Source organism: Pedococcus sp. P5_B7 (assembly GCF_054049895.1).
The window spans coordinates 245754-271209 of record NZ_JBFULM010000003.1 but is presented as its reverse complement, the minus strand read 5'-3'; the positions used below and the strand labels follow the sequence as shown (position 1 = coordinate 271209).

Annotated in this window: 15 protein-coding genes and 2 tRNA genes; 10 read left to right on the top strand and 7 right to left on the bottom strand. The window is 67.5% G+C overall.

What is annotated here, in order from left to right:
• The first annotated feature begins 3 nt into the window (after positions 1–3).
• A complete protein-coding gene (locus ACXJKD_RS10360) occupies positions 4–1107 on the top strand; it encodes an alcohol dehydrogenase catalytic domain-containing protein (protein ID WP_457254447.1) in 1104 nt (367 codons plus the stop codon).
• Position 1108: 1 nt separating this feature from the next.
• Here the strand turns inward: ACXJKD_RS10360 and ACXJKD_RS10355 are convergent, their stop codons facing one another.
• Positions 1109–1765 (bottom strand): Crp/Fnr family transcriptional regulator, encoded by a 657-nt coding sequence (locus ACXJKD_RS10355; protein ID WP_457254446.1) that lies wholly within the window; start codon positions 1763–1765, stop codon positions 1109–1111.
• Between the two features lie 162 nt (positions 1766–1927).
• Here ACXJKD_RS10355 and ACXJKD_RS10350 point away from each other — a divergent pair, with 162 nt between their 5' ends.
• A complete protein-coding gene (locus tag ACXJKD_RS10350; protein WP_457254444.1) occupies positions 1928–2113 on the top strand; it encodes a hypothetical protein in 186 nt (61 codons plus the stop codon).
• A gap of 28 nt (positions 2114–2141) precedes the next feature.
• Here ACXJKD_RS10350 and ACXJKD_RS10345 read toward each other — a convergent pair whose 3' ends face one another.
• The 5 genes from ACXJKD_RS10345 to ACXJKD_RS10325 all read right to left on the bottom strand — a co-directional run bounded on the left by ACXJKD_RS10345 (position 2142) and on the right by ACXJKD_RS10325 (position 8606).
• A complete protein-coding gene (locus ACXJKD_RS10345) occupies positions 2142–3707 on the bottom strand; it encodes a peptide ligase PGM1-related protein (RefSeq protein WP_457254443.1) in 1566 nt (521 codons plus the stop codon).
• Positions 3704–4834: a response regulator gene (locus tag ACXJKD_RS10340; protein ID WP_457254442.1), complete on the bottom strand. Its 1131-nt coding sequence runs from the start codon at positions 4832–4834 to the stop codon at positions 3704–3706. Before ACXJKD_RS10340 ends, ACXJKD_RS10345 begins: the two co-directional genes overlap by 4 nt.
• Positions 4831–5214, bottom strand: coding sequence for a response regulator (locus tag ACXJKD_RS10335; protein WP_457254441.1), 384 nt, complete (start codon positions 5212–5214; stop codon positions 4831–4833). Before ACXJKD_RS10335 ends, ACXJKD_RS10340 begins: the two co-directional genes overlap by 4 nt.
• Positions 5211–7871 (bottom strand): response regulator, encoded by a 2661-nt coding sequence (locus tag ACXJKD_RS10330; RefSeq protein WP_457254440.1) that lies wholly within the window; start codon positions 7869–7871, stop codon positions 5211–5213. Before ACXJKD_RS10330 ends, ACXJKD_RS10335 begins: the two co-directional genes overlap by 4 nt.
• A gap of 153 nt (positions 7872–8024) precedes the next feature.
• Positions 8025–8606: a hypothetical protein gene (locus tag ACXJKD_RS10325; RefSeq protein ID WP_457254439.1), complete on the bottom strand. Its 582-nt coding sequence runs from the start codon at positions 8604–8606 to the stop codon at positions 8025–8027.
• 466 nt (positions 8607–9072) lie between these two features.
• Between ACXJKD_RS10325 and gyrB the strand changes: the two genes are divergently transcribed.
• The 6 genes from gyrB to ACXJKD_RS10295 all read left to right on the top strand — a co-directional run bounded on the left by gyrB (position 9073) and on the right by ACXJKD_RS10295 (position 14880).
• Positions 9073–11082, top strand: a complete 2010-nt coding sequence (gene gyrB / locus ACXJKD_RS10320) for a DNA topoisomerase (ATP-hydrolyzing) subunit B (protein WP_457254507.1) — start codon at positions 9073–9075, stop codon at positions 11080–11082.
• 102 nt (positions 11083–11184) lie between these two features.
• A complete protein-coding gene (gyrA, locus tag ACXJKD_RS10315) occupies positions 11185–13917 on the top strand; it encodes a DNA gyrase subunit A (protein WP_457254438.1) in 2733 nt (910 codons plus the stop codon).
• A gap of 53 nt (positions 13918–13970) precedes the next feature.
• Complete coding sequence (locus ACXJKD_RS10310; protein WP_457254437.1) at positions 13971–14423, top strand: DUF3566 domain-containing protein; 453 nt, start codon at positions 13971–13973, stop codon at positions 14421–14423.
• Between the two features lie 95 nt (positions 14424–14518).
• Positions 14519–14595: transfer RNA gene (locus ACXJKD_RS10305), tRNA-Ile, on the top strand.
• Between the two features lie 43 nt (positions 14596–14638).
• Positions 14639–14758, top strand: a complete 120-nt coding sequence (locus ACXJKD_RS10300; RefSeq protein WP_235543224.1) for a DLW-39 family protein — start codon at positions 14639–14641, stop codon at positions 14756–14758.
• Positions 14759–14804: 46 nt separating this feature from the next.
• A tRNA-Ala gene (locus ACXJKD_RS10295) sits at positions 14805–14880 on the top strand.
• Between the two features lie 76 nt (positions 14881–14956).
• Here ACXJKD_RS10295 and ACXJKD_RS10290 read toward each other — a convergent pair.
• Positions 14957–15448, bottom strand: a complete 492-nt coding sequence (locus ACXJKD_RS10290) for a tyrosine-type recombinase/integrase (RefSeq protein ID WP_457254436.1) — start codon at positions 15446–15448, stop codon at positions 14957–14959.
• A 1099-nt stretch (positions 15449–16547) separates the two neighbouring features.
• Between ACXJKD_RS10290 and ACXJKD_RS10285 the strand changes: the two genes are divergently transcribed.
• On the top strand, positions 16548–19988 hold the full coding sequence (locus tag ACXJKD_RS10285) for a hypothetical protein (RefSeq protein ID WP_457254434.1): 3441 nt from the start codon (positions 16548–16550) through the stop codon (positions 19986–19988).
• A gap of 3 nt (positions 19989–19991) precedes the next feature.
• Positions 19992–25436: a DEAD/DEAH box helicase gene (locus tag ACXJKD_RS10280; RefSeq protein WP_457254433.1), complete on the top strand. Its 5445-nt coding sequence runs from the start codon at positions 19992–19994 to the stop codon at positions 25434–25436.
• The last annotated feature ends 20 nt before the right edge of the window (positions 25437–25456 follow it).

Genomic DNA, 25456 nt, shown 5'->3' with positions numbered 1-25456 from the left:
CTGATGCAGATCACCGGCGTCGTCCTCGAGGAGGTCGGGCGCACTCCGCCCTTCGCCGTGAGCCGTCCCCTCACCGTCGGCACCCTCGACCTCGTCGCCCCGGAGTCCGGCGAGGTGCTCGTGCGGATCGAGGCCGCGGGAGTCTGCCACTCCGACCTGTCGGTCGTGGACGGCAACCGCGCGCGACCGGTGCCGATGCTGCTCGGTCACGAGGCGTCGGGTCGCGTCGAGCGGCTCGGGCCGGGGGTCACCGACCTCACGGTGGGCCAGCGGGTGGTGATGACCTTCCTGCCCCGGTGCGGCCAGTGTGCCGGCTGCGCCACCGGCGGACGTATGCCGTGTGGCCTCGGCTCGGCGAGCAACAACGCCGGCGAGCTGCTCGGCGGCGGGCGACGGTTGTCTCGCGGCGGCATACCCGTGCACCACCACCTCGGGGTGTCGGCGTTCGCGACGCACGCGGTGGTGGACACCAGGTCGGTCGTCGCCGTCGCCGACGACGTGCCGCCCGCCGTGGCCGCGGTGCTTGGGTGTGCGGTGCTCACGGGAGGAGGGGCACTCCTCAACGCGGCGCCCCCGGAGTCGGGCCAGACGGTGATGGTGGTGGGCCTCGGCGGGGTCGGGATGGCGGCCCTGCTCACGGCCCTGGCGCTCGGCGCGGGAGATGTGGTCGCCGTCGACGCGGTGGCGGCCAAGCGTGAGCAGGCCCTCGAGCTCGGTGCCACCCGGGCGCTCAGCCCCGACGAGCTCGCCAGCACCGGGACCACCGCCGACGTGGTGGTCGAGGCCGCCGGCAACGTCCGGGCGTTCGAGGCCGCGGTCACCGCGACGGCGCCGGGAGGACGGACCGTGACGGTCGGCCTCCCCCACCCGGACGCCAGGGCCAGCATCTCGCCGCTGGCGCTCGTGGCCCAGGCGAAGACCGTGATCGGCAGCTACCTCGGGTCGGCCGTGCCGGCGCGGGACATCCCGGTGCTCGCCCAGTGGTGGCGCGACGGGCGGTTGCCGGTCGAGGCCCTGGTGTCGGCGCGGATCGGGCTCGACGACGTCAACCACGCGATGGACGAGCTGGCCGCCGGGCGGGCGGTGCGCCAGGTCATCGAGCTCTGACTCAGCGGTCCTTGCGGCGCAACCCGGCGCGGTCGACGACCTCGACCTGTCCGCGCCCCAACCGCAGCAGGCCCTCGGTCTCCAGGGCCCGCAGCACGCGGTTCGTCGACGGGCGGGTGGCGCCGGCCAGCTCGGCGATGTCGGTCTGGGTGAGCGGGATGACCACCGGGCGGTCGGGCGGTGCGTCGTACTGCTCGCACAGGTCGAGCAGCCGGCGCACCACCCTGCGGTCGGTGGGCAGGAACAGCGCCTCGAGCAGGTGGTCGGACAGCCGCTTCACCCGCGCGGCGAGGAGGGTGGCCAGGTGGGTCTGGATGCCGGGGTGCGCCGCACACAGCTGGGCGAACTCGGCGAAGGTCAGGCTCAGGGTCGTCGTGGGCTCGAGGGCACTCACGGTCGAGCTGCGCCGCTGGGCCGTCGACACGACCGCGACGTCGCCGAGCGCGCGCCCGGGCCCGATCACCCGGAAGGCCACCGAGTCGCCCATCGGTGAGGTCCGCCGGGCCATCACCCGGCCCTCGGCGATGAAGTGCACCGTGTCGGCGGGGTCACCTTCGTGGAAGAGGATCTCGCCGCGCTTGAACTGACGGCGCCTCGCCATGGTCAGGACCTCACGGCGCTCCCCCTCGGTCAGGTCCCGAAGCAGCTGCCACTCCATGACTCAGTGCACCACATGCGGCTCGGAGTGCCACCGGGCGCTGCGCTGTGTCACGACGAGCACACTCGCTCCGTCCGCCCGTGCACAGACCGGCCGGCCCTCGTCCGCGACCGTGGAGTGACCACCCGGAAGCTCCGGGAGGGACGGACGAAGGAGGCGGTCATGAAGCGGAACCACCGACACCACCCCGACCTCGCCCACCACCACCCGGTCGTCCACAAGGTGCGCGGCAGGTGGGTGTGGTCCTGCGAGTGCGGCAGCGCATCCTGTCGCACCGACCTGACCCAGCTGAACTGGCACCAGGTCGTCGTCGAGGCGCTGCGGCACGCCACCACCATCGCTGCCTGAGCTCATGACGCGCTCGGGGCCACCCTCCTCAGGGGAGAGATCTGGGGGTGGCGGCGGAGCGGGCCTCGGAGAGGAGGATCCGCTCCGCCCTGTCGTAGCACTCCTGCGCCTTGCCGGCGGTGTCGCCGACGGCCGTCATCCCCACCCGGCCAGCCTCGGTGACGGAGCTGATCATGTGGAACACCACTCCCGTCTGGCTGGCGGGGTCGAAGTGCAGCCCGGTCCGGGCCACGACGTCGAACAGGTCGTTGACGCGAAGTACGCGCAGGCTGGGGTCCTCGAGGTGGTCGGTGGCGACGAGGTGCTTCTCCCGACCGGCCGGGGTCGTGAACAGCGCGGTCTGGCTGTCGTACCGACCGTTGGTGAGGAACTGCAGGGTGAGGAAGGGGTGCGTGGTCCCGCCCTTGCGCAGGTTGACCTCGATCGCGTACGAGTCCCAGCGGGCACCGCGTCGGACGACCACGAAGTCGATCGCGAACCGCCCCAGGACGCCGAGCTCGGCCAGCCGGGCACCCACCGCGCTCGCCTGCTGCGTGATGGTGCCGGCATACTCGGGGTCGGCCGGGAAGCGGCAGCCGAGGTAGGACTGACCCGTGGGGCCACCGAGGATCTGGTCGTGCGTCGACAGCACCTCCACCTCCCCGAGCGGGGTGATCCGCAGCTGCACGCTCGGGCTCAGCACCTCTTCGCCGATGATCCGCTCCTCGACGATGCCGGCGCGCTCGGCGAACTTCGCGAAGTACAGGTCGTGCGTGACGGTTTTGCCCTCCAGCTCCATCCTCCGCACCCGCCCCTCCAGGTCCGCGCGCTCCGACGCCGACCCCGTGGGTGGGAGTCCCCGGAGGTCGACGAGGGCGTTCCCGGCGCCGGCCACTCCTTCGTTGAGCTTCACCATCGCCTCCGCGACGCCGGGCCTGCGAGCGCGCAGCTCGGCGAGGGAGTCGACGATGGCGTCGACCGAGCGGAGGTCCTCGAAGCCGGCGGGGTAGTCCACGCCCGCCTCGTCGAACAGCCGCCGGCACCCGGTCTTCGTCCCCAGCGCGAAGTGCCTCGGGTCCGCCCCGTACATGGGGATCCCGAGCTCGAGGGCGAGGTCCCGCTCCAGGGTCGTGGTCGTGTAGGGCACCAGGTGCGAGCGGCTGCGGTCGGGGATGAGGGCCCCGATGTCGGCGAGGATCCGGGGCCGCTCCAGCAGCTTCTCGGTGAGGGGGCGCGGGGTGAGGTCGCCCACCGACACCAGCGACAACCGGGCGCGAGCATGGCTGGGGATGACCCCCGGCAGCAGCGCGAGGTAGTACTCGACGATCGCCGGGTCGACCGGACCCGAGGTCACGTAGACCATCCGCAGCCGGGGCTGCCGCAGCAGGAGCAACAGGAAGAGGTAGCGCTCCTCCATCGCCTGGTTGATCGCCCCGGCCCTGGCCGTGACACGGTCGAGGGACACCGACGGCACCACCACGACGGACTCGCCGGGCTCGTTGAGCCGCATGGATCTCCAGACCGCGGGCAGCCGGCTCTGCAGCCGGTCGTATGCCGCGTTGCGCTCCTCCTCGTTCAGCTCGCCCAGCGGTCGCGAGACGTCGAGCGAGGTCATGGCGTCACCCGGGCCGCGTCGAGGCCGAGGACGTCGAACACCTCGATCGGCCTGGTGATACCGCGCAGCTCCATCGGCCCGAGCGAGCGGGTCACGGCGACCTCCGCCGCACCCGTGACGACCCGCTGGGTGGCGAGGATCTGCCCCGCCCGGGCGGTGTCCGACAGCCGGGCGCTGACATTGGTCACGGTGCCGATCGCCGCGTAGTCGTAGCGCCCTTCGAAGCCGACCCGGCCGAGGGTGGCGTAGCCCTGGGCGATGCCCACCCCGAACCCGAGGTCGTGACCGTGCTTGCGCCAGCCCTCCGCGAGCTCGGCCACCCGGCCCCGCATCGCGACGGCCATCCGCACCGCGCGCTCCGGCGCATCGGGACACGGGATCGGGTCGTTGAAGAAGACGAGCAGCCCGTCGCCGGCGAAGTGCTCGAGCGTCCCCTCGAAGCGGAAGACCAGGTCACCCAGCGCCTCGTGGTACTCCCGCAGGACCGAGATCACCTCCTCGGGCTCGGCCGTCTCGGCAAAGCTGGTGAAGCCCCGCAGGTCGCAGTAGACCGCAGTGATCTCGCTGCGGTGGCTCTGCAGGAAGGCGTCGTCGCCGCTCTCGACGACGAGGCCGGCCACCTGCGGCGACAGGAACCGGCGGAGCCGGCCGACCCGCTCCAGCTCGGTCACCTGGGCCGCCACCTTGGCCTCGAGCTCGCGGTTCCAGCCAGCCAGCTCGGCAGCCTGCCGCTCGACCGTGTCGTGGTACCGCTTCACGCGCACGAGCGAGCGCACCCGCGCCAGCAGCTCGGCCTGCTCGAAGGGTTTGGTGACGAAGTCGTCCGCACCGGCCTCGATGGCGCGCAGCTTCTGCTCCTGGCCGCTCGCGGTCACCATCACCACCGGCAGGAAGGAGGTCGCCTCGTTGGCGCGGATCTGCCGACAGGTCTCGTAGCCGTCGATCCCGGGCATCAGGATGTCGAGCAGCACGAGGTCGGGGACCTGCGTCGACAGCCACTCGAGCGCCTCCTCCCCCGAGGTAGCGGTGTGGACGGTGAACCCGCGGGGGGTGAGGACGGCATCCATCAGCTTCACGTTCTGCGGCAGGTCGTCGACCACCAGGATCACGGCGTCGTCGGTCGTCATCGGGGGTCCTCCGTTCTGAGGTGGGCACGTACCTGGTCGGGAAAGCTGCGGACACTGATCGGCTTCTCGAGGTACCCGTCGAAGCCGGCCGCCAGGGCACGGTCCCGGTCCTGCGCCATGGCGAAGGCGGTCAGGGCCACGACCGGGATGTTCCACGTGGCCGAGTCGGCGCGCAGGAGGGACAGGGCCGCATGGCCGTCGATCCCGGGCAGCTGGAGATCCATCAGGATGACGTCGGGTGCGGAGCGCTGGGCGGTGGCGACCGCCTCCTCACCGGTCGTCGCGACGAGGACGGTGAACCCGGCATACTCGAGCACGTCGCGCGCGAGCTTGAGGTTGCGTTCGTTGTCCTCGACGAGGAGGACGACGTGGTTGGTCATCCGGCCTCCCGACCGCGGGACCGGACCGGACCGGCGGTGATCTGGGCCAGCCGGACGGCCAGCAGCCCGAGGTCGACGGCGCTCTTGGACGTGACGAACTCGATCCGCCCGTCGAGCAGCTCGCGGTCGTGGGTCGTGACGGTCTTGGCGGTGAGCACCACGACCGGGATCGACGCGGTCTCCGGGTCCGAACGCAGGAGGTCGACCACCTGGAAGCCGTCGGTCTCCGGCATGAGCAGGTCGACGAGGATCACCGACGGCTGATGGGTGCGGATGAGGGTCATGGCGACGTCGGGGGTGGTGCAGGTGTGCACCACCCAGCCGGCCGGATCCAGCGCCAGCCGCACCAGCTCGAGGGCGATCGGGTCGTCGTCGACGAAGACGGCCACCTTGCGCGGCGCCTGGTCGACCGGCAGCGCGACGAGGCGTCGGAGGGCGGCAAGGAGGTCGTCCCGGGCGACCGGCTTGACGAGGTAGTCGGAGGCACCGAGCGCGAACCCGCGACCGCGCTCGTGGATCACCGAGACCACCACCACGGGGGTCGACGCGGTGTGCGGGTCGCCCTTGATCGCGCCGAGGACGTCCCAGCCGTCCATCCCGGGGAGCCGGATGTCGAGGATCACCGCGGCCGGGGACAGCTCGCGCACGGCGGCCAGTCCGTCGGGCCCGTTGGGAACAGCCACCGGTCGCAGCCCGGCGGCCTCCAGGTGCAGCGACATCAGCTCCGCCGAGCTGCGGTCGTCCTCCACGACGACCACCACGGGCCGGTCGTCCGCGGTCTCGACCGAGTGGTCGGGCAGCACCGTCGCGACGAGGCTGCGGCCGAGCGGGATCGAGAAGCCGAAGGTGCTCCCGTGGCCGACCTCGCTGTTGAGCCAGAGCCGTCCGCCGTGGAGCTCGACGATCCGCTTGGTGAGGGTGAGCCCGAGGCCGGTGCCCTCGACCTGGCGGGCGGTGCGGCCCCCCTGCTGGAAGGAGTCGAAGATCCGCTGCTGGTCTGCGGGGTCGATGCCCATCCCGGTGTCCGACACGGTGATCTCGAGGTCGCCGTCGGCCGTCCGGGCGTGCACCTCGACCCGCCCGCCGTCCGGGGTGAACTTCACCGCGTTGCTGAGCAGGTTGAGCAGGATCTGCTTGAACCGCAGCTCGTCGGCGCGGACCACGCCGACCTCGGGCGCCACCTCCCGGTGGAGCGTGATGCTGTGCCCCACCGCCCGCTCCCGGACCATCGACAGGGCGTAGTCCACGGTCTCGGCCACGTCGAACTCGGTGGGGTCGAGCTCCATGTGCCCGGCTTCGACCTTGCTCAGGTCGAGCACGTCGTTGAGCAGCGCGAGCAGGTGCCGGCCCGAGTTGAGGATGTCGCGAAGGTAGTCCTCCTGCCGGTCGTTGAGGTCGCCGAACATCCGCTCGAGCAGCACCTCGGAGAAACCGATCACCGCGTTGAGCGGAGTGCGCAGCTCGTGCGACATGCTCGCCAGGAACTCGGACTTGTGCTGGCTGGCCTCGGCCAGCTCGGCGCTCTGGAGCTCCAGCTGCTGGTAGAGCCGGGCGTTGGTCAGGGCGATCGTGGACTGGCTGGCGAACGCCTCCAGCACCTCGCAGGTCTCGTCGCTGAGCAGCCCGGGAGCCTTGCGGCGCACCACCAGGGCGCCGACGACCCGGTCCGAGCGCACCATCGGGATGGCGGCGACGGAAAGCCACCCCGCGGCATACAGGACGGACAGGTGGGGGTCCCGCTCCGTGAGCGTGAGGTCCTCGATCTGCTGGGGCGCGTGGTCGAGGCAGGCCTTGCCCACGAGGGTCTCGTCGATGTGGATCCTGGTGCCGCGCAACGCCTGCACCACATGGGGCTCGGTGCCGAAGGTGGTGCGCACCGAGAACAGCTGGGTCTTCTCGTCGAACTCCATCAGGGAGCCGCCGTCGGTGCCCGAGAGCTCGACGGCGAGGCTGACGATCGTGGTCAGGACCTCGTCGACGTCGAGGCTCGAGCTGACCGCCTCCCCCACCTCGGCGAGGGCCTCGAGCTGGTCGACCCGCCGGGCCAGCTCGGCCCGGCCGGCTTGGAGCTCCTGCACGAGCCGAACCCCGTTGATCGCCAGGGCGGCCTGTCCCGCGAAGGCGGTCACGATGGTCAGCTCGCGCTCGGCGAACGGGCTGACCTGGTTGCGCCACAGCACCAGCGCCCCGACCACCTCGTCGTCGACGACCAGCGGTGCGCCCATGGTGGTCCGGAAGCCGGCGACGCGCTGCAGGTCCAGGCGGCCGTACTCCGGGTCGGCCACGACGTCCTCGATCTGCTGGGCCCGGCGATCCAGCGCGACCCGCCCCATGAGGGTGTCCCGGTCCATCGGCAGGGGGTGCTCGGCGATGTAGGCGATCGCTTCGTCGCTGACGCCGACCGCCTTGATCAGCTGGAAGACGCGCTCGTCGTCGAGGAGACAGAGCTGCGCGGCATCGGAGCGACACAGCCGGAGGGCGCTCTCGACGATCGTGGCGAGGACCATCTCGGGGTCTCCCGCAGAGAGGCCGAACGCAGAGAGCACCTCGTTGACGGCCGCGAGCTGCTCCCGGCTCTCCCGCAGCTCGGCGGTGAGGTCAGGCCCCCCCTGCGACGCCCCAGCTGTGGGCGGCGTCGACCCTGCCGGTGTAGTCACTCGCATCCTCCCCGGACGAGCAGCACTCGAGCACTCGCGTCCCTGCGACGACTTCCACTTGGCAGTGTCCACCCTGCTCGCGGCGCTGACCAGCGCAAATCGTGAGCGTGCGCGGGCCGCGGGCGCGGCTCGACCGCCCCTTGACCTCGCGGGTCAGCTCGTGTGGAGGGTGGCCAGGACGTCGGCGGTGACCGCCGCGACGTCGCCACCTCCCACGGAGCTGACCGTGATCATGAGTCCCTGTCCTCGGGTCACGAGGTGGATGACCTCGGTGTCGGTCCGGCCCTCGGCCACCGGGTAGTGAGCCTGCGCCACCAGCACCTCGCCGGCGCCGGTCGACACGGTGCGCGTGCCGTCCACCTCCATCGCCAGCCGGGTCATCTCACTCGTGACCTGCTCCGGGGTCGGCAGCCTCGAGAAGCCGCCCTTCTGCACGTCGATCGACTGGTACCGGCCACCCGAGACCGGCCCGACGGCCGTGGCCAGCGTGCTTGCCTCCAGCTGGGCGACGAACTCCTCCGGGGTGTAGCCCTGCCGGGCGGCTGCCTCTCTGACGTACGCCTCGCTCCGGTCGCCCGAGCGGTCGTAGCGGTGCCAGCCGGCGGGCAGCGCGAAGCGCAGCGGGGGGTCGGCGACCACCAGCTCGAGGGGGCCCCGCACCGCGCGCACGCCGAGGAACCCGCTCACCCCCACGAGGAGGGCGACCAGGACCACCAGGACCGGGACTCGCCGCACGCGCGCAATGTAGCGACCGCACGGCCCCGGCTGGGCCCGAACGGCGAGGATGCGGCGCTCCCCCCTGCGGCGCACGGGGGCCGGTGGGGCGTCACGAAACGCGAGAATCGGGCTCTCAGGGGGTGGGAGACGTATCCCCACCCGTGAAAGGGCAAGTTTTTGGCGCAAATCCGTGTTCCCGGGCCTCCTGACGCGAGATCCGACACCGCCGACAGGTAGACTTGGGGGTGAATTCGCGGCCAGCTGGTCAACCCGGTCTGGTCGCGTGCCATGAGCGGGTCCAGCGAGCCAGGGGGGCACCCCCTGTTCGCTGTGCCACCGGAGAAGGAGCACCGTGTCCGAGGCTGACCACACGCCAGACCAGCACACCCCCGCAGCAGGCACCCCGGCAGACGCCGCAGCCAGCGCCCCGCAGCAGACCCCCACCGAGCACCTCACGGCCGCGGAGGCCGAGGCTGCTCGTGAGGTGGTCGAGGCCGAGATCGTCGGCGCGGCCCCCGGGTCCGACTACGACGCCAGCCAGATCACCGTCCTCGAGGGTCTCGAGGCGGTCCGCAAGCGCCCCGGCATGTACATCGGGTCGACCGGTGAGCGCGGTCTGCACCACCTGGTCTGGGAGATCGTCGACAACTCCGTCGACGAGGCGCTGGCCGGCTTCGCCGACACCATCGACATCACCCTGCTCGCCGACGGTGGCGTGCGGGTCGCCGACAACGGTCGCGGCATCCCGACCGACATCCACGCCGGCGAGGGCAAGTCGGCCGTCGAGGTGGTCTACACCCAGCTGCACGCCGGCGGGAAGTTCGGCGGCGGCGGCTACAAGGTGTCCGGTGGGCTGCACGGCGTCGGCTCGTCCGTCGTCAACGCGCTCTCCACCCGGCTCGACGTCGAGGTGCACCAGAAGGGCCACGTCTTCCGGATCTCGTTCAACTACGGCGAGGCGGTCGCCCCCCTCGAGCAGATGGAGGCGTCCGACCGCACCGGCACCACGGTGACCTTCTGGGCCGACGGCGACATCTTCGAGACCACGACCTACGACTTCGAGACGATCCGCGCACGGTTCCAGCAGATGGCCTTCCTCAACAAGGGCCTGACCATCAACCTCGTCGACGAGCGTCAGCCCGAGTCGGCCGAGGACGACGCCGACACCGTCGACGCGTCGGAGCGCAAGCCGCGCAAGGTCTCCTACAAGTACGACAACGGCCTGGTCGACTACGTGACCCACCTCGTCTCGTCGAAGAAGTCAGAGCCGGTGCACGCCGAGATCATCTCGATCGAGTCCGAGGACACCGAGCGCCAGCTGAGCCTCGAGCTCGCGATGCAGTGGACCAACGCCTACTCGGAGTCGGTGCACACCTACGCCAACACCATCAACACCCACGAGGGTGGCACCCACGAGGAGGGCTTCCGCGCGGCGATGACCAAGCTCATCAACGACTTCGCGCGGAAGCAGAACCTCCTCAAGGACAAGGACGACAACCTCACCGGCGACGACATCCGCGAGGGCCTGACCGCCGTCGTGTCGGTCAAGCTCGGCGAGCCGCAGTTCGAGGGCCAGACCAAGACCAAGCTCGGCAACTCCGAGGTCAAGGGCTTCGTGCAGCGCGCCATGACCGACGAGTTCGGCCACTGGCTCGAGGCGCACCCGACCGAGGGTCGCGACATCGTCCGCAAGTCCGTGCAGGCCGCGGCCGCACGGATGGCGGCGCGCAAGGCGCGCGAGGCGACCCGGCGCAAGGGCCTGCTCGAGTCGGGCGGCCTGCCCGGCAAGCTGCGCGACTGCCAGAGCAAGGACCCCGCGATCTCCGAGGTGTTCATCGTCGAGGGTGACTCAGCCGGCGGCTCGGCCGTACGCGGACGCAACCCGCACAACCAGGCGATCCTCCCGATCCGCGGCAAGATCCTCAACGTCGAGAAGGCCCGCATCGACAAGGTGCTGGCCAACAACGAGGTCCAGGCGCTCATCTCGGCGTTCGGCACCGGCATCGGCGAGGACTTCGACAAGACCCGCGCTCGCTACCACAAGATCGTGTTGATGGCCGATGCCGACGTCGACGGCCTGCACATCCGCACCCTGCTGCTGACCCTGCTGTTCCGGTTCATGCGGCCGCTGATCGAGGAGGGCTACGTCTACCTCGCGCAGCCCCCGCTCTACCGGCTCAAGTGGAGCAACCACCCCCACGAGTTCGCCTACTCCGACCGTGAGCGCGACGCCATGATCCTGGCCGGCCAGGGCCAGGGCTGGCGCCTGCCGAAGGACGCCGGCATCCAGCGCTACAAGGGTCTGGGCGAGATGGACTACCAGGAGCTGTGGGAGACCACGATGGACCCCGACCACCGGGTGCTGCTCCAGGTCACCCTCGACGACGCGGCCGCGGCCGACGAGATCTTCGCGATCCTGATGGGCGAGGACGTCGAGTCCCGTCGTGGCTTCATCCAGCGCAACGCCCGCGACGTGCGGTTCTTGGACATCTAGGTATGCAGCCGGGCCGCGTTTCACGTGGAACCTGGCCACCCGGCATACCCACTGAGTGTGAATGGCACGGCTGTTGAATAGCTATGACGGACAAGGGAATTCATGACTGAGATACCGCCGATCGAGTACGACCGCACCGAGGCGGTCGACCTCAACACGGAGATGCAGCGCAGCTACATCGACTACGCGATGACCGTGATCGTGAGTCGCGCGCTGCCCGACGTGCGGGACGGCCTCAAGCCGGTGCACCGTCGCGTGGTCTACGCCATGTACGACGGTGGCTACCGCCCCGACCGCGGCTACAACAAGTGCAGCCGCGTCGTCGGCGAGGTGATGGGTCAGTACCACCCGCACGGTGACTCCTCGATCTACGACGCCCTGGTCCGGCTCGTGCAGGACTGGTCGCTGCGCTACCCGCTGGTCGACGGCCAGGGCAACTTCGGCAGCCCGGGCGACGACCCGGCGGCGGCCCCGCGGTACACCGAGTGCCGGATGGCGTCGCTGGCCATGGAGATGGTCCGCGACATCCACGAGGAGACCGTCGACTTCCGCGACAACTACGACGGCAAGACGCAGGAGCCGGTCGTCCTGCCGAGCCGGTTCCCGAACCTGCTCGTCAACGGCTCGTCGGGCATCGCGGTCGGCATGGCGACCAACATCCCGCCGCACAACCTGCGCGAGGTGGCCGACGCCGCCCAGTGGATGCTCGCCAACCCGGAGGCGGCTCGTGACGAGGCGCTCGACGCGGTGCTGGCGCGGATCAGCGGCCCCGACTTCCCCACCGGTGCGCTGATCCTCGGCCGCAAGGGCATCGAGGACGCCTACCGCACCGGGCGCGGGTCGGTCATCATGCGCGCGGTCGTCGAGGTCGAGGAGATCCAGGGCCGGCAGTGCCTCGTGGTCACCGAGCTGCCCTACCAGGTGAACCCCGACACGCTCGCGCAGAAGATCGCCGAGCTCACCAAGGAGGGTCGGCTCAACGGCATCGCCGACATCCGCGACGAGACCTCGGGCCGCACCGGCCAGCGCCTCGTCATCGTGCTCAAGCGCGACGCGGTGGCCAAGGTGGTGCTCAACAACCTCTACAAGCACACCCAGCTGCAGAACAACTTCGGCGCCAACATGCTCGCCCTGGTCGACGGGGTGCCGCGCACGCTGCCGATCGACGCGTTCATCCGGCACTGGGTCGAGCACCAGATCGAGGTCATCCAGCGTCGGACGAAGTTCCGCCTGCGCAAGGCCGAGAACGAGATCCACATCCTGCGTGGTCTGCTCAAGGCGCTCGACGCCCTCGACGAGGTCATCGCCCTCATCCGCCGGTCGCAGACCGTCGAGGCGGCTCGCGACGGGCTGATCGAGCTGCTCGAGATCGACGAGGTCCAGGCCCGCGCGATCCTCGAGATGCAGCTGCGTCGGCTGGCCGCCCTCGAGCGCCAGAAGATCATCGACGAGCACGACCGCCTCGAGGCGATGATCCTCGACTTCGAGGACATCCTCGCCAAGCCCGAGCGGCAGCGGACCATCGTATCCGACGAGCTGACCGAGCTGGTCGACAAGTACGGCGACGACCGCCGCACCCGGATCGAGTTCTTCGACGGCGACATGTCGATGGAGGACCTCATCCCCGAGGAGGACGTGGTCGTCACCATCACCCGTGGTGGCTACGCCAAGCGCACCCGGGTCGACGCCTACCGCTCGCAGGGTCGCGGCGGGAAGGGCGTGCGTGGGGCCTCCCTGCGCGGCGACGACATGGTCGACCACTTCTTCACCACCACGTCGCACCACTGGCTCCTGTTCTTCACCAACCTCGGCCGGGTCTACCGTGCCAAAGCCTACGAGCTGCCCGACTCCGGTCGTGACGCGAAGGGCCAGCACGTCGCCAACCTGCTGGCCTTCCAGCCCGACGAGAAGATCGCCCAGGTCCTCGACGTGCGCGACTACGCCCAGCAGCCCTACCTCGTGCTCGCCACGAAGAACGGCCTGGTCAAGAAGACCCGCCTCGCCGACTACGACTCCCCCCGGTCCGGCGGCCTGATCGCCGTCAACCTCAAGGAGGGCGACGAGCTCGTCGCGGCCGACCTGGCGTCGGCGACCGACGACCTGCTCCTCGTCTCGCGGCACGCCCAGTCGGTGCGGTTCCACGCCACCGACGAGCAGCTCCGGCCGATGGGTCGGGCCACCAGCGGGGTGACCGGCATGCGGTTCCGCGGCGACGACTCGCTGCTGTCGCTGAGCGTCATCCACGAGGGCGAGGACCCCGACGTGTTCGTGGTCTTCGAGAACGGCATGGCCAAGCGCTCGCCGGCCTCCGACTGGAACGCCAAGGGTCGGGGTGGCCTCGGCGTCGCGGTCGCCAAGATCACCGAGCGCAACGGTGACCTGGTCGGAGCCCTCACGGTCAGTGAGGACGACGAGGTCCTCGTGATCATGGGCAAGGGCAACATCGTGCGTATGCCGGTGAGCCCGGTGACGCGGCGCGGCCGCAACACCCAGGGCATGAAGTTCGCCAACCCGGGCAACGGTGACTCGGTCGTCGCACTCGCCCGAAACCCCGAGCGGGCGGTCGACGAGGTGGACGACGAGCTGGACAAGGACGCAGCCATCGAGTCCGGTGCGGCCCCGACAATCCAGTCCGCCGCTGGCGCGGCAATCACGACGTCCGCTGGCGCGGCAATCACGACGTCCGCTGGCGCGGCAATCACGACGTCCGCTGGCGCGGAAGGCGACTCCGCACGGGTTGATGCCGTACCGTCGTCTGGAAACGAGCAGGGTGTTGGGGCCTCCGCGGAGGCCTCGGACGCACCTGAGAGCGACGCCACCGGAGGTAGCGAGTGAGCACGGCAGGCCAGACCAGCAGGTCGGCCCTCCCCCAGGGAGGGGCCGCTCCTGTGAGCCAGACCCAGTCCCTGTCCCAGGGAGGCGCGCGCCCGGCCGGCGCTCGCCCCGCTGGTGGCCCGACGGCCGCCCAGGCCGCTCGCGCCAGGCGGGTCAAGCTCACGGTCTCGCGGGTCGACCCGTGGTCGGCGATGAAGATGTCGTTCCTCATCTCGGTCGCCCTCGGCATCGCCGGCGTCGTCATGGTCGCCGTGCTGTGGATGATCCTGTCCGGCATGGGCGTCTTCAGCGAGGTCAACCGGCTGGTCGGCACGATCATCAGCGACTCGGAGAACCCGTTCGACATCATGGACTTCCTCGGCTTCGGCCGGGTGCTGTCCCTGTCGATCGTCATCGGGGTCATCGACGTCATCCTGCTGACCGCCCTGTCGACCCTCGGCGCCTTCCTCTACAACATCTGCTCGGCCCTCGTCGGCGGCCTCCAGCTCACCCTCACCGACGACTGAGCCGAGCCCTTCTGACCGTTTTGGAAGTGCGTGTGCGCGTGCTGTAACCTCGTGCCTCGCGCCACCTCCCGTGGCGCAGCGGAGATTGGGCTCACGGGCCTATAGCTCAGACGGTTAGAGCGCTTCCCTGATAAGGAAGAGGCCACAGGTTCAAGTCCTGTTAGGCCCACCAATCCCGATCCCCGCGGTTGCTCGGCGAGGGAAGGCGACGGCCCATGAAGAAGCTCCTGCTCCTCATCGTGACGGCCATCGGCGCCACGGCAATCCAGCGGAAGCTCAAGGCCCAGAAGGCCGAGAAGGACCTCTGGGCCGAGGCGACTGACTCCCCTCGCTAGCACTGGGGCGGCCCTGGCCGCCTGTCACACGAAGGTGTGACACCCAGGGGCCATGGCGCAATTGGTAGCGCACCTGCTTTGCAAGCAGGGGGTTAGGGGTTCGAGTCCCCTTGGCTCCACCACCGGTCAGAGGCTCTTTCCGGTATCCGGGGAGGGCCTCTTTCGCGCCCGTCCTGCTGGAAAGTACTGCAGTGGTGCTCATCCGAAGGCCTCCCCCAACCGCTTGAGGGACTCCCTCGTCGTGGCGGACGAGGCCTGCGAGTAGATGTCCATCGTCACCGCGATCTTGCTGTGCCGCAGGATCGCCATGGCCACCCGAGGGTGGACGTCGAGCGAGACCAGCAGGCTCGCGCAGGTGCGGCGGGTGGCGTGGACAGGGATCACGGGAACGCCAGCCTTGCTGGCGCGGGTCTTGAAGGCGCGGTGGAAGTTCCGAGGATCCAGGGCATCGCCAAATCGTGTGGTGACCACGAGGCCGGTGCCCGCCCATGCCTCGCCCGAAGCCAGCCGCAGCCGTGCCTCCGTCCGACGGCGGTCCTCGAGCGCGCGGACGCAGAGGTCCGGCAGCGGCAGAGGTGCGTCGGATGAGGGCGTCTTGGTCTGTCGCCGGACCAGCTCGCCCTTGACCCGCAGGATCCCGCGGAGCGTGCCGTCCGTCACGGACTTGAGGTCGCCGGACAGGATCGCCATACGGACCTTCGTCTCCCCAGACCCCAGCATCTCGGCGACCTCCGCGACCGTGTGCCAGCGCCTCGTCAGCACCACATCCGACGTGAACGGCTCCTTTCGTCCTTGGTGACCGCGTCCACCGTCATCGAACGCTTGGTTTCGCCACTAGACAGACAACGGCTCTCAGGGGGCACCATCTGAGTTCGCCATCGGCCAACGCCCTGGTCAAGGTCTCCGCCACCAACTGTGGATGAGCCGAATCGTGCCAGCGCCCCACCTGGCGCGGCTTGTGGACCAAACTTCCAAGGACGACGTCGCTCGGTCCGGCCCAGGCCCCATCCGCACAAGTCATGGCCCTTATCCGCCAGCATCTCCTCGGCCGCCCTCTCGTCCGCCGCATCCGCGCCCGCTCGGTCCCGTCGTCAACGCCGCCACCGCATCGGCGTCACCATCAGTTCGCCACAGGCCATCCCGTTTCACACGTCAGGCTTGGCGACAGTACTGCGACGAGGTACTGCAAAGCGGCGGACCGCAGACTCCAACTGACGGCGCGAGACGCGTCGCCGCACGCTCAGCCGGGCGTATCCACGAGACGGTCGCGCCGGGTTTGCAAGGAGGGTTAAGGTTCGAGGTCCCCTCGCTACACCACAGGTCAGAGGGCTTTTCCGGTATGGCGCGAGGGCTTTTCCACTGTGTTGAGCAGCATCTTGCAGCATGGGCGTTTCTCCCCCATCCCCAGTTGCCGCAGTCCCAAGTTGCCATAGGGCGGGTGCGGAACGTTCATTTCGGACGGTTCCTCATCCGAACGGGCGAAATGGGAGCAAACCGGCCGCAGTGTCATCCGTGGTCAGTAGCCTGATGCCGTGGTGGGACTCCTTGAAATCGGCCTTCATGATCACGTTCTGCCCCACGTCGGTGACGCACCAAGTGCTCGGGCCAACGTGTGAGCGAGGCGGAGTGCGTTCACAAGATGCCGACCGCGTGGTGTGCGGACTGTCGTCCTCCCAGAACGGCGTCCGCACCGGTGGCGTCCCGAGCCACGCCATCGCCACGAAATCTCGCTGCACAGATCCACGCAGCGGCTAACGGCGGGACCAAGCCGCAGCGCGAGCCGAAAGACGTGCTCAGCGAGGATGACTTCCGAGCCCTTGTCACGCTCACGGAGTTTCGCCGCACCGAGGGCACGCTCCCGACGGGATCGCCAGTTCAGCGGCTCACAACTCAGCGAGCCGTTGCCGGGTTCTACGGCGTGAGCCCGGCTCTGCTAAGCCAATGGGTTGCCTCGTATCGATGGCTTGTCAACGCCGGACTCGTCGAGGCCGAGAGACGACCGCGGATGCGGAATGCGCGAGAGCTCTACCACTTGAAGGATCGCGCCGGGTCCTCGTCAGGAGTGCGTGCGTTCCTCGCACAGCAGTCGCTCGAGATCGCAACTGTTGAACCGGCCATACGCGCCAAGCTCTGGGATGAACTCGTAGAGCGGACCAGGCGGATAGCGCGCAGCGGGGAGATGGCCGGTCTTGAGGCTGCTTCGAACGGCCCTGCTGACAGGACGTCTGCATTGACTCCGGCCTGGCAGACGTACGACAGGTGGAACGCGGCGTTCGCGCAGGAGGTCTACAACGCCGACTGCGCGAACATGCCGGCGTACCTCGATGTCGAGGACGACCTCCTCGAGTCCGTTGCCTCCCGCCTCGGACTTGACCTGAGTGCCAATGCGGCTGCCGAGGCACTCTACGCAGCAGTCCGTGACACCTTGATCCTTGGCTCCGATTCAGGGGCCGGCAGTGTCCTTTCTGGACACCGGCGACGTTTGGACGCTTGGCGGAGGCGGGCAAGTGCAGGAGCGCGGCCCGACGAGCCTCCGCCGGTACTTGCGCTCTTGGCGGTCTTCGCCCGAGCCGCAGAGCTAATGGGAGAGGACGACCGGTTCCAGGCCAACGCATACTTCCCGCGATTGAACCAACTCCTCGGTACTTCGGGGTCAGAAGACAGGCGTCTGCAAGCGAGCTTCAGGCGCGAAAGCGAGCGATTCTGGGCCGCGCTGAACGACTGGCTGAGTGGCCTGGATGGTGCGATAGGCCTACCTACGGCGGAGGCAATTGGCTACCGATACGTTGGCATACCGCTCTCCCAAGCCCTGATTCGCGCCGCAGACCGCCACCGGTTCGGTCAGTTCTTTGACTCAGCTGACCTTGAACCTGGCCTAAGCCTTAGCTCCAGCGACATGACAGCGCACCTGGACCGATGGATCAAGGCGGGCGGAGCGTCTGCATCGATCAGCAAGCTATGGGACTCCCCGAACGGCCGGACGATCGTGGCCGACGCCGCTGCTATCAGCCTGAGTCAGTGGGACGGGACCTTCCGGACCGATGCGCACGACGATCGCTTCGTGCAGAAACCCGTCTTGACGGCGCGCGTGACTAAGCTTCTCAGCGGGAAGCGTCTCCGGCTGGGATTCGCACTTCGCGGACATCTCGGGGGCCGCGACGGCCTTCCCAGTCGATGGGAGATCACATCTGCCGAGGGGTCGCCACAGGTGGACCTGGTCGCCATCAACGACCGCCTGCTCGCCCCAGACATACCTGCCGAGGTCGATGCCGGCTCGCTGCTGAATGGTGAACTTGCCGTTCGCCCCGCAGAGACTGGCTCCTCACTCACCGTCTCCTCCAGGCGGCCACAGCCAATGGTCGTGCTCAGCTATCTTGAAGAGGCTGGGCTATTTGTCGAGGTCGACAGAGTGCGGATGCTCGAACCTCACCTCCTGCTCGTGAACAGCAACTCCAGACGCTTCAAGGGGCCGGGAGCGATCAACTTTGACCTCCTCCTCGATGACATCGCCGAGCCCGGCCACTCGAAGGATGAAACACTCAAGGGAGTCCCCGATGGGTGGACCCTCTACCGCGACGTAACGGTTGGGCGACCACACGCGGAGTCAGACCCACTCCTTGAGCCTCTCAAGCCTGCGCAGACATCGACCCTTGTTGTGAATGGTGGCCTTCGGCTCCCGGGCCATGCGGTTCGGTGGCACGCGGATGCACCGCTGGTCCTCAAGGGATCGGTCATCGGGGCCACGGAACTCAGCCTCTCGCTCGTGTCTGTCAACGTCGAAGAACCCCTTCAGGCGTGGACCGGGGAGGTTGAGGAGATCACGGCCTCTACTGAAGAACTCGGTCTCTCGCCCGGCATGTATAGGGCTGAACTGGACGCCCGGATCGGTCAGAAGAGCCAGAAATCCGTCGCGACATTCACCCTCTGCAGCTCCGACGAACCGCGGGTTCGCACTGCCACCGGCCACGTCGCCTACGACTTGGCCGTCCCCCTCGGCGCCCTCTCCGCGGTTGAGACTGACGGCCGCGACGGGCCTGTGTTGTCGTCTGGTAGGAGCACTCCTCAAGCGGTCAGCGTTGAGGCCGGACCGGCCTGGTGGAGCATGAAGCCCCTTCAATACGGGGCGGAAGCCCTCGGAGCTCCTCCCGCGCCCGACAGTTGCGCAGTTACCGGCTCGCATCATTGGGACATTGAGCGTCACCGGCAGGGCATGAAAGACCGTGCGGAGTGCGTCAAGTGTGGCCGCGTTCGGCTCTACAGTGCGACGGCGAGGAAGAGGAAGACCGCCCCCGTAGCCTCGTACCCACAAGCACCCCTTCGGCACTTGAACTTCGGCGAGCCGGCCAGCGACATCTCCGGAGAGTGTCTACTTGATGCGTTGACGTGGCTGGGCGGCGGCTCCCCCGCGGAGCTCGCACGGGTCGTGCGGCAGGTTTTCGACTCTGCGCTCACCGTTGACGAGATCGTCCGGACGCTGGAGGTATTGGGCCACGTCAGCGTGGTGCGCGATCCCGAGACGCTGGGAGTCGAGCGGTGGGAAATGAGCCCGCGGTGTCTTGCCGGTCTGGCTGACGGTACCTGGATGGCAATCGGAGCATGGTCTCGGAACGACGTGGCGACCCTGGATGACCTCTCAGCCGAGTACGGCAGCACGGTCCAGCTCGACACTAGCGATTGGATCCCGCGTCGAGTCGTGGCCGACCTTGAAGAACCAGAGGCACGCGAGGTGGGAGAGCTTCTCGAGGCCTCCGTGGAGCCACAATTAGGGCGACGTCTTCTCGGGGAACTTCCGCACCTAACCGCTGAGTACGACGCGCTGCGCACAATGAGTGCAGAGGGCATCTACGACGCTGAATGGTTTGATCCGCAGCAGGCACGCTGGGTGAAGACACAGTCAGTCGGGCAACCGGGCGCATACCGCACCAAGCGGGGGTTCGTATCCATGTACTTCCTCAGGACTGCCATGGACATCATCAACGGGCAGGTTCGGCGCGGCGACACCCGCGTCGTTAAACATCTAGCGAATGTCAGCCGACCGATCGTCGGGTACGACGCCGAATCGCGCAGGCTCTTCGTCCCTCTGGGCGCCGACCTCCCCGGCCTCTACGGGCGCGCGCTGACCCTTCAGTCTGGTCGACCACCGAGCAAAGTTCAAGGTACGGCGCTTCTCGCCTATCCCTCCGTTGATGAAGATGTAGCGAGCGCCCTCGTCTCGCTCCTGAAAGGGTGACCGTTGAACACTCCGGCAGATCCCGTCGCGCTTAACGAAGCGCTGACTAAGGCCTATCTCCGATACATCGACACCGCCTACTGGCTCAGTGACAGTCGGCTCATGGCCGAACGGCGTCGGCTCATTCTCGACAACGGGCTCCTCTCAACGCCGCCCTATCTCGAGCCAGTCCTGACTTACGAGGCGACGGAAGACCTGCTGGCCGTGTGCAGGTCCGTTGGGATCCCTGACAGCGTCTCCACGGCTGTAGGTCGGGTCCTGTTCGGTGACTACACACCAAGTGGCCAGCCGATTCGGCTCCGGCCGCATCAGGCTGAGGCGGTGCGCGCAACGTTCCAGAGGGGGACGGCCGATCGGCGTAACCCGATAGTCACGTCCGGGACTGGTTCCGGTAAGACCGAGGCATTCCTACTGCCGATCCTGCTTCGCCTCGTCTCCGAGAGCGTTGGTTGGGCCAAGCAGCCCACCGCGAGCAAATGGTGGGAAGGGGCCGCGTGGTCGCCCGGGATATCGCTCCGCTCGACTGAGACACGTCCAGCTGCCGTGCGCGCTCTGGTGTTGTACCCCACCAATGCGCTTGTTGAAGACCAGATGTCACGGCTACGAAAGGCGCTGCACCGACTGCAAGCAGCGGGGACACCGCTGTGGTTCGGTCGACTCACCAGCGCAACCCTCGGGACAGTCAACCCCCCGAAGACACCAAGCGGCGCGAAGAGCGTTGCGCAGAATGTACGGGACCTCGTCGACGACCACCTGCGCATGGTCGCGTCACTCAAGAGTGACCCGGACCTGGCCGCCCTCGACGACTCCGCTCAGGCGCGTGCGATCGAAGAGCGGCTGGCCCTCTTCTCAGACCCCCGCCACACCGAAATGCTCGTCCGATGGGACATGGTCGAGGAGCCGCCCGACATCCTCGTCACGAACTTCTCCATGCTCAATGCGGTCCTCATGCGCGAGCAAGAGGCGGGAATCTTCACCGCGACGAAGAAGTGGCTGGCTGCGGACCCATCGCACACGTTCACAGTTGTCGTTGACGAGCTTCACTTGCAGAGGGGCACAGCAGGAAGTGAAGTATCGATGGTGCTCCGAAGTACTCTGCATCGCCTCGGTCTCGAGGCGGACAGCCCTCAGCTTCGAGTGATCGCAACCAGCGCATCGCTGACGGACAACTTCGATTATCTGGAGCAGTTCTTCGGCGTGGAACGCCGCTCTTTCGCGGTCATCAACGGTGTCCCCCGCCTACCGCAACCCCAGGGGGGGTTCGGCCGCACTGACGTTCTTGAGACACCGGACGTCGCGACACTCGGTGACCCGCAACAGGTTTCGGATGAAATCGCGGCAGCCTGTTACCAGGTCGCGCCGGGTGGTCGTCTTCGGACCACCGAGATTGGAGTGGTCGCCGAACGGATATTCGGCGAGCCCGACACCGGTCTGCGGGGCATCAGCCGTCTCCTCTCCTGGCTGGCAGCCACATCCCCAAGCGAGAAGAAGACCCAGATTCGGTCGCATCACTTTGTCCGGACCATGCGTGGAATGTGGGCCTGCACGAATCCGAAATGCCGACAAGAGGATACCGGCGACTCCTTCGAGGTCGGCTCCCTTTACGAGCGCCCAACCACGGTCTGTATCCGATGTGGGTCGCGTGTACTCGAACTTCTCTACTGCTACGAATGCGGGGACGTCAGTGTCGGCGGCTACGTCGACGAAATTACTGATGCGGATGGTGACCGCAGCGAATTCCTCGCCAGTTCTTCGCCCCATGCACCCGAGAAGAATCCGCAACTCGTCTTTAAACGAAGCCGCGACGAGTATCGCTGGTTCTGGCCGTCGGGCGGCCGGACCCCTCGTGACACCCAGAAGTTCACTGTAAGCAAGCGGAACTTCCATTTCTCCAAAGCGGAACTTGACCCTCGAACGGGTCAGGTCGCCCTGGGCGGCGCCGACGAGGATGGCTGGATCGCCGGATGGGTGGTCCAGCCGGTGACTCCGTTGAAGGCAGAGGGAAAGAAGGTCCGTATTCCGGCGCTTCCAGACCGGTGCCCGGCGTGCGGGCAAAAGGGGCGGGCCACTCAGGAGACAGAAAAGTTCGAGCGCGGCGAGATTCGCACGCCGATACGTGCTCATACTGCGGGTGCATCGGCCGCCCTCGAGGTCTACCTCGGTGAGTTCATGCGCAAGTTGGGCCGCGGTGCGGATGCTCGAACGCTGATCTTCACCGACAGTCGAGACGACGCGGCCAAGACCGCGGCCGGTCTTGCACTGAACCACTATCGGGACCAGCTTCGGCAGCTGATCCGCGCTGCGCTTGTCGCCCGCCAGCGCCCCATCGTTGAAGTTCTACGCGACGAGCTTCAGGGCATGATGCTGAACGGGGACGAGAAGGCACGCGCGGAAGCAGCAAAGGTCAGCCGCCCCGACCTCTGGCAGGCATGCCAAGCCCTCAACATGTCGGAGAAGTATGGGCTCGCAGTGCCACCTGAGCTCCAGGCAGTGATCGACGCCGACATCTCGACTGGTGCCGAAGTGCCGGCAAGGAGTTGGACGGAGGCCCTGGCACACGTAACCGACGCGCTGGTCCATCTCGGCTCAAACCCGGCGGGTCCGGGGCCCAAAGCGCAGCGCAGAGGCGGTCATCCTTGGTACCGATACTTTCAACCTCCTAGCGCGGGTTTGTGGAATCCGCTGTCGCCCTCCGACAAGGGCGACCACGGCGAGTTCTATGCGCACCAGTTGTCGATCGGTGTCAGCGAGGCCGTCTTCGATCGGGCGCGTCGCGATCTTGAGTCTGTAGGTGTTGCTTTTGTCGACACGATCGTCGCACCTCCCACAGGCCCTGGGCTGACCGCAAAGGGGAGCCGTGAGGTTCTCCGGTCACTCCTCCGGCTCCTCGGGCGCGGCTACCGCTACGACAGCCCGGACAACTCCGGCACCGGCCTTCCGACAGGTGCAAAGCACTACCTCAAGACCATCTCAGGGTTATCGGGCGCCGACGCCGCCGAGCTGGAGGGATGGGCGCACAAGGCACTTGGACAACTTGGGCTCCTCAAGAACGATGACGAGTGGGTTCTGGCCACCGGCAGAAACGCGGTCGGACTCCGGTTCGTCGAAGGCGGCTCGACCGTCTGGGAGTGCAGTAAGTGCCACTACCGGCATCTCCACCCGAGCGCAGGCGTCTGCGCCAACGCTATGTGTGGTGGGACGTCGCTGGTGGAGGGGGCCCGGCCGAATGATGAGAGCGACTACATCGGATGGCTGGCGATGCAGGAAGCCACACGTCTCAATGTTGAGGAGCTCACGGGCCAGACGAAACCGCTTGCCGAACAGCGTCGTCGGCAGAGGGCGTTCAAGGGCGTCTTGCTCCCCCCCGCAGAGAACGACCTCACCACGCCGATCGATGTCCTGAGCGTTACCACCACAATGGAGGTGGGCGTAGACATCGGATCACTGAGGTCGACAGTGATGGCCAATGTGCCGCCTCAGCGATACAACTACCAGCAGCGTGTTGGGCGTGCCGGACGCGCTGGACAAGCGCTCTCATATGCCCTCACTGTGGGCAGAGACAGGACCCACGACGACGACTACTTCCGCAGCCCATGGAAGATGAACGGGGACGAGCCGGCACAACCGTTCCTCGACCTCAGCCGTCCGAGGATCATCCAGCGAGTTGCCGCGGCGGAAGTACTTCGCCGCGCGTTCCTTGGTCTCGAACCCCGACCTGAGTGGAGCAAGGACAGTCTTCACGGGACCTTTGGCCTCTGGTCGCAATGGGCGGCGCACAAGCGACCAGTCCAGGAATGGCTGAAGTCTTCGGCAGAGGTCGATGAGGTTGTAACAAGGCTGGCCGCGTACACAGCCCTCCTGCCCGCGGACGCGTCGAAGCTCATCGAGTGGTGCCGAGGCACCGGAACGCCTGGGGGGCTCATCTCCGAAATAGAGAGGGTTGTCAGTCAGGCCGAGATAGATGGCGCCCCAGACGACCAACTGAGCAGGTTGCTCGCGGCCGGAGGTGTGCTACCGATGTTCGGGTTCCCCACCAAGGTGCGCCAGCTCTTCGGCGGATTTGTGAGGAAGGCTGATCTGGATACGGCGACCGTTTCCGATCGCCCGCTTGGGATGGCTGTCAGCACATTCTCACCGGGGGGCCAAGTCGTCAAGGACAAACGGCTCCACACAGCAGTGGGATTCGTCGCGTACGAAGTGAAGGGCCCCAAGGCCATAGCCGTCCCTGACCCTCTTGGCCCAGCGATGCCAACTTCCGTATGCGACACCTGTGGCGACGTGATTCTTAACGGCACCGCTGGGACCTGCCGTACGTGCGGCAGTGCCGTTCGCGTCTTCCCGCTGCATCAACCACTGGGTTTCCGGACAACGTACGACCCCGTCGACTATCGCGACGAGAATGATGATGTCAGCCGCGTTTCTGACGCGTCCTTGTCGGTTGTGCGTCCGGCAGAGCGCGAAGAGACCGTGATGGCCTCCCACCTTGAGATATTCGAGCAGCAGCAACTGGTCCAGTACAACGACAACAACGGGTCACTATTCACGGTGGTTCGGCAGGGTGACAGCGTCGTCGCTACTGACGACTGGCTCTATCGCCCTAGCGATCTTGGCGAATGGAGGGCGCCATCGCCCCAGAATGCCCGCAGTATCGCAATCGGGGAGATCCGCGTGACGGACGTCTTGACCGTTGAGCTGGACCCAGAGAGGTCTCAGGCACCCGGGCCGGGGTTGGTGCCGTTTAGTCGCGACATCGCGCCGGCCAGCATCGCAGCCCACAGATCCTTCGCCGAGGTACTCCGTCGGGCCTGCAAGGTCGAGCTCCAAGTGAGCCCCGATGAACTCGTCGTAGACCTCAACCCGTTTCCACTCAATGGAACTCCATCAGCTCGAGTCTTTATCGCAGATGCCCTGGACAACGGCGCAGGGTACGCCGCTGAACTTGGTCGGCCCAAGGTCTTCGAACGCTTGCTTACCGAGGGACGCGAGCGATTGACGGGTCTCTACGAGGGGAGCAAGCGCCATCGGGAGACCTGCATGCCCTCGTGCCCCGACTGCCTGCGCTCGTGGGACAACCGCCGCCACCACTCGGGGTTGGACTGGCGACTTGCTCTCGACATGCTTGACCTTGCTGCGGGTCAATCGCTTTCGCTTGAGCGTTGGTTCACGGTCGGCCGTCAGCGCGGGACCGACCTTGCACGTCAGTTCCCCGACGATCTAGGCCTGGACGAGGTTGCCGGCGTGCCCGTCCTCCGGGGTGTCGGGCAACGGAGGAGCAGCGCGGTCGTCATCGGTCATCCGCTGTGGTGGCGCGACGGGCACCACATGACGGACGAGCAGGCTGAGGTCGATGTCCTACTCGAGGACGACGGCGTCAGGCACCTTGTCCGTTCTGACCCGTTCGAACTCGCGCTGAGCCCTGCCCGCGTTCTTGTCCGCTTCTTCAGGTGAGCGTCTTGACGTTGCGGCAG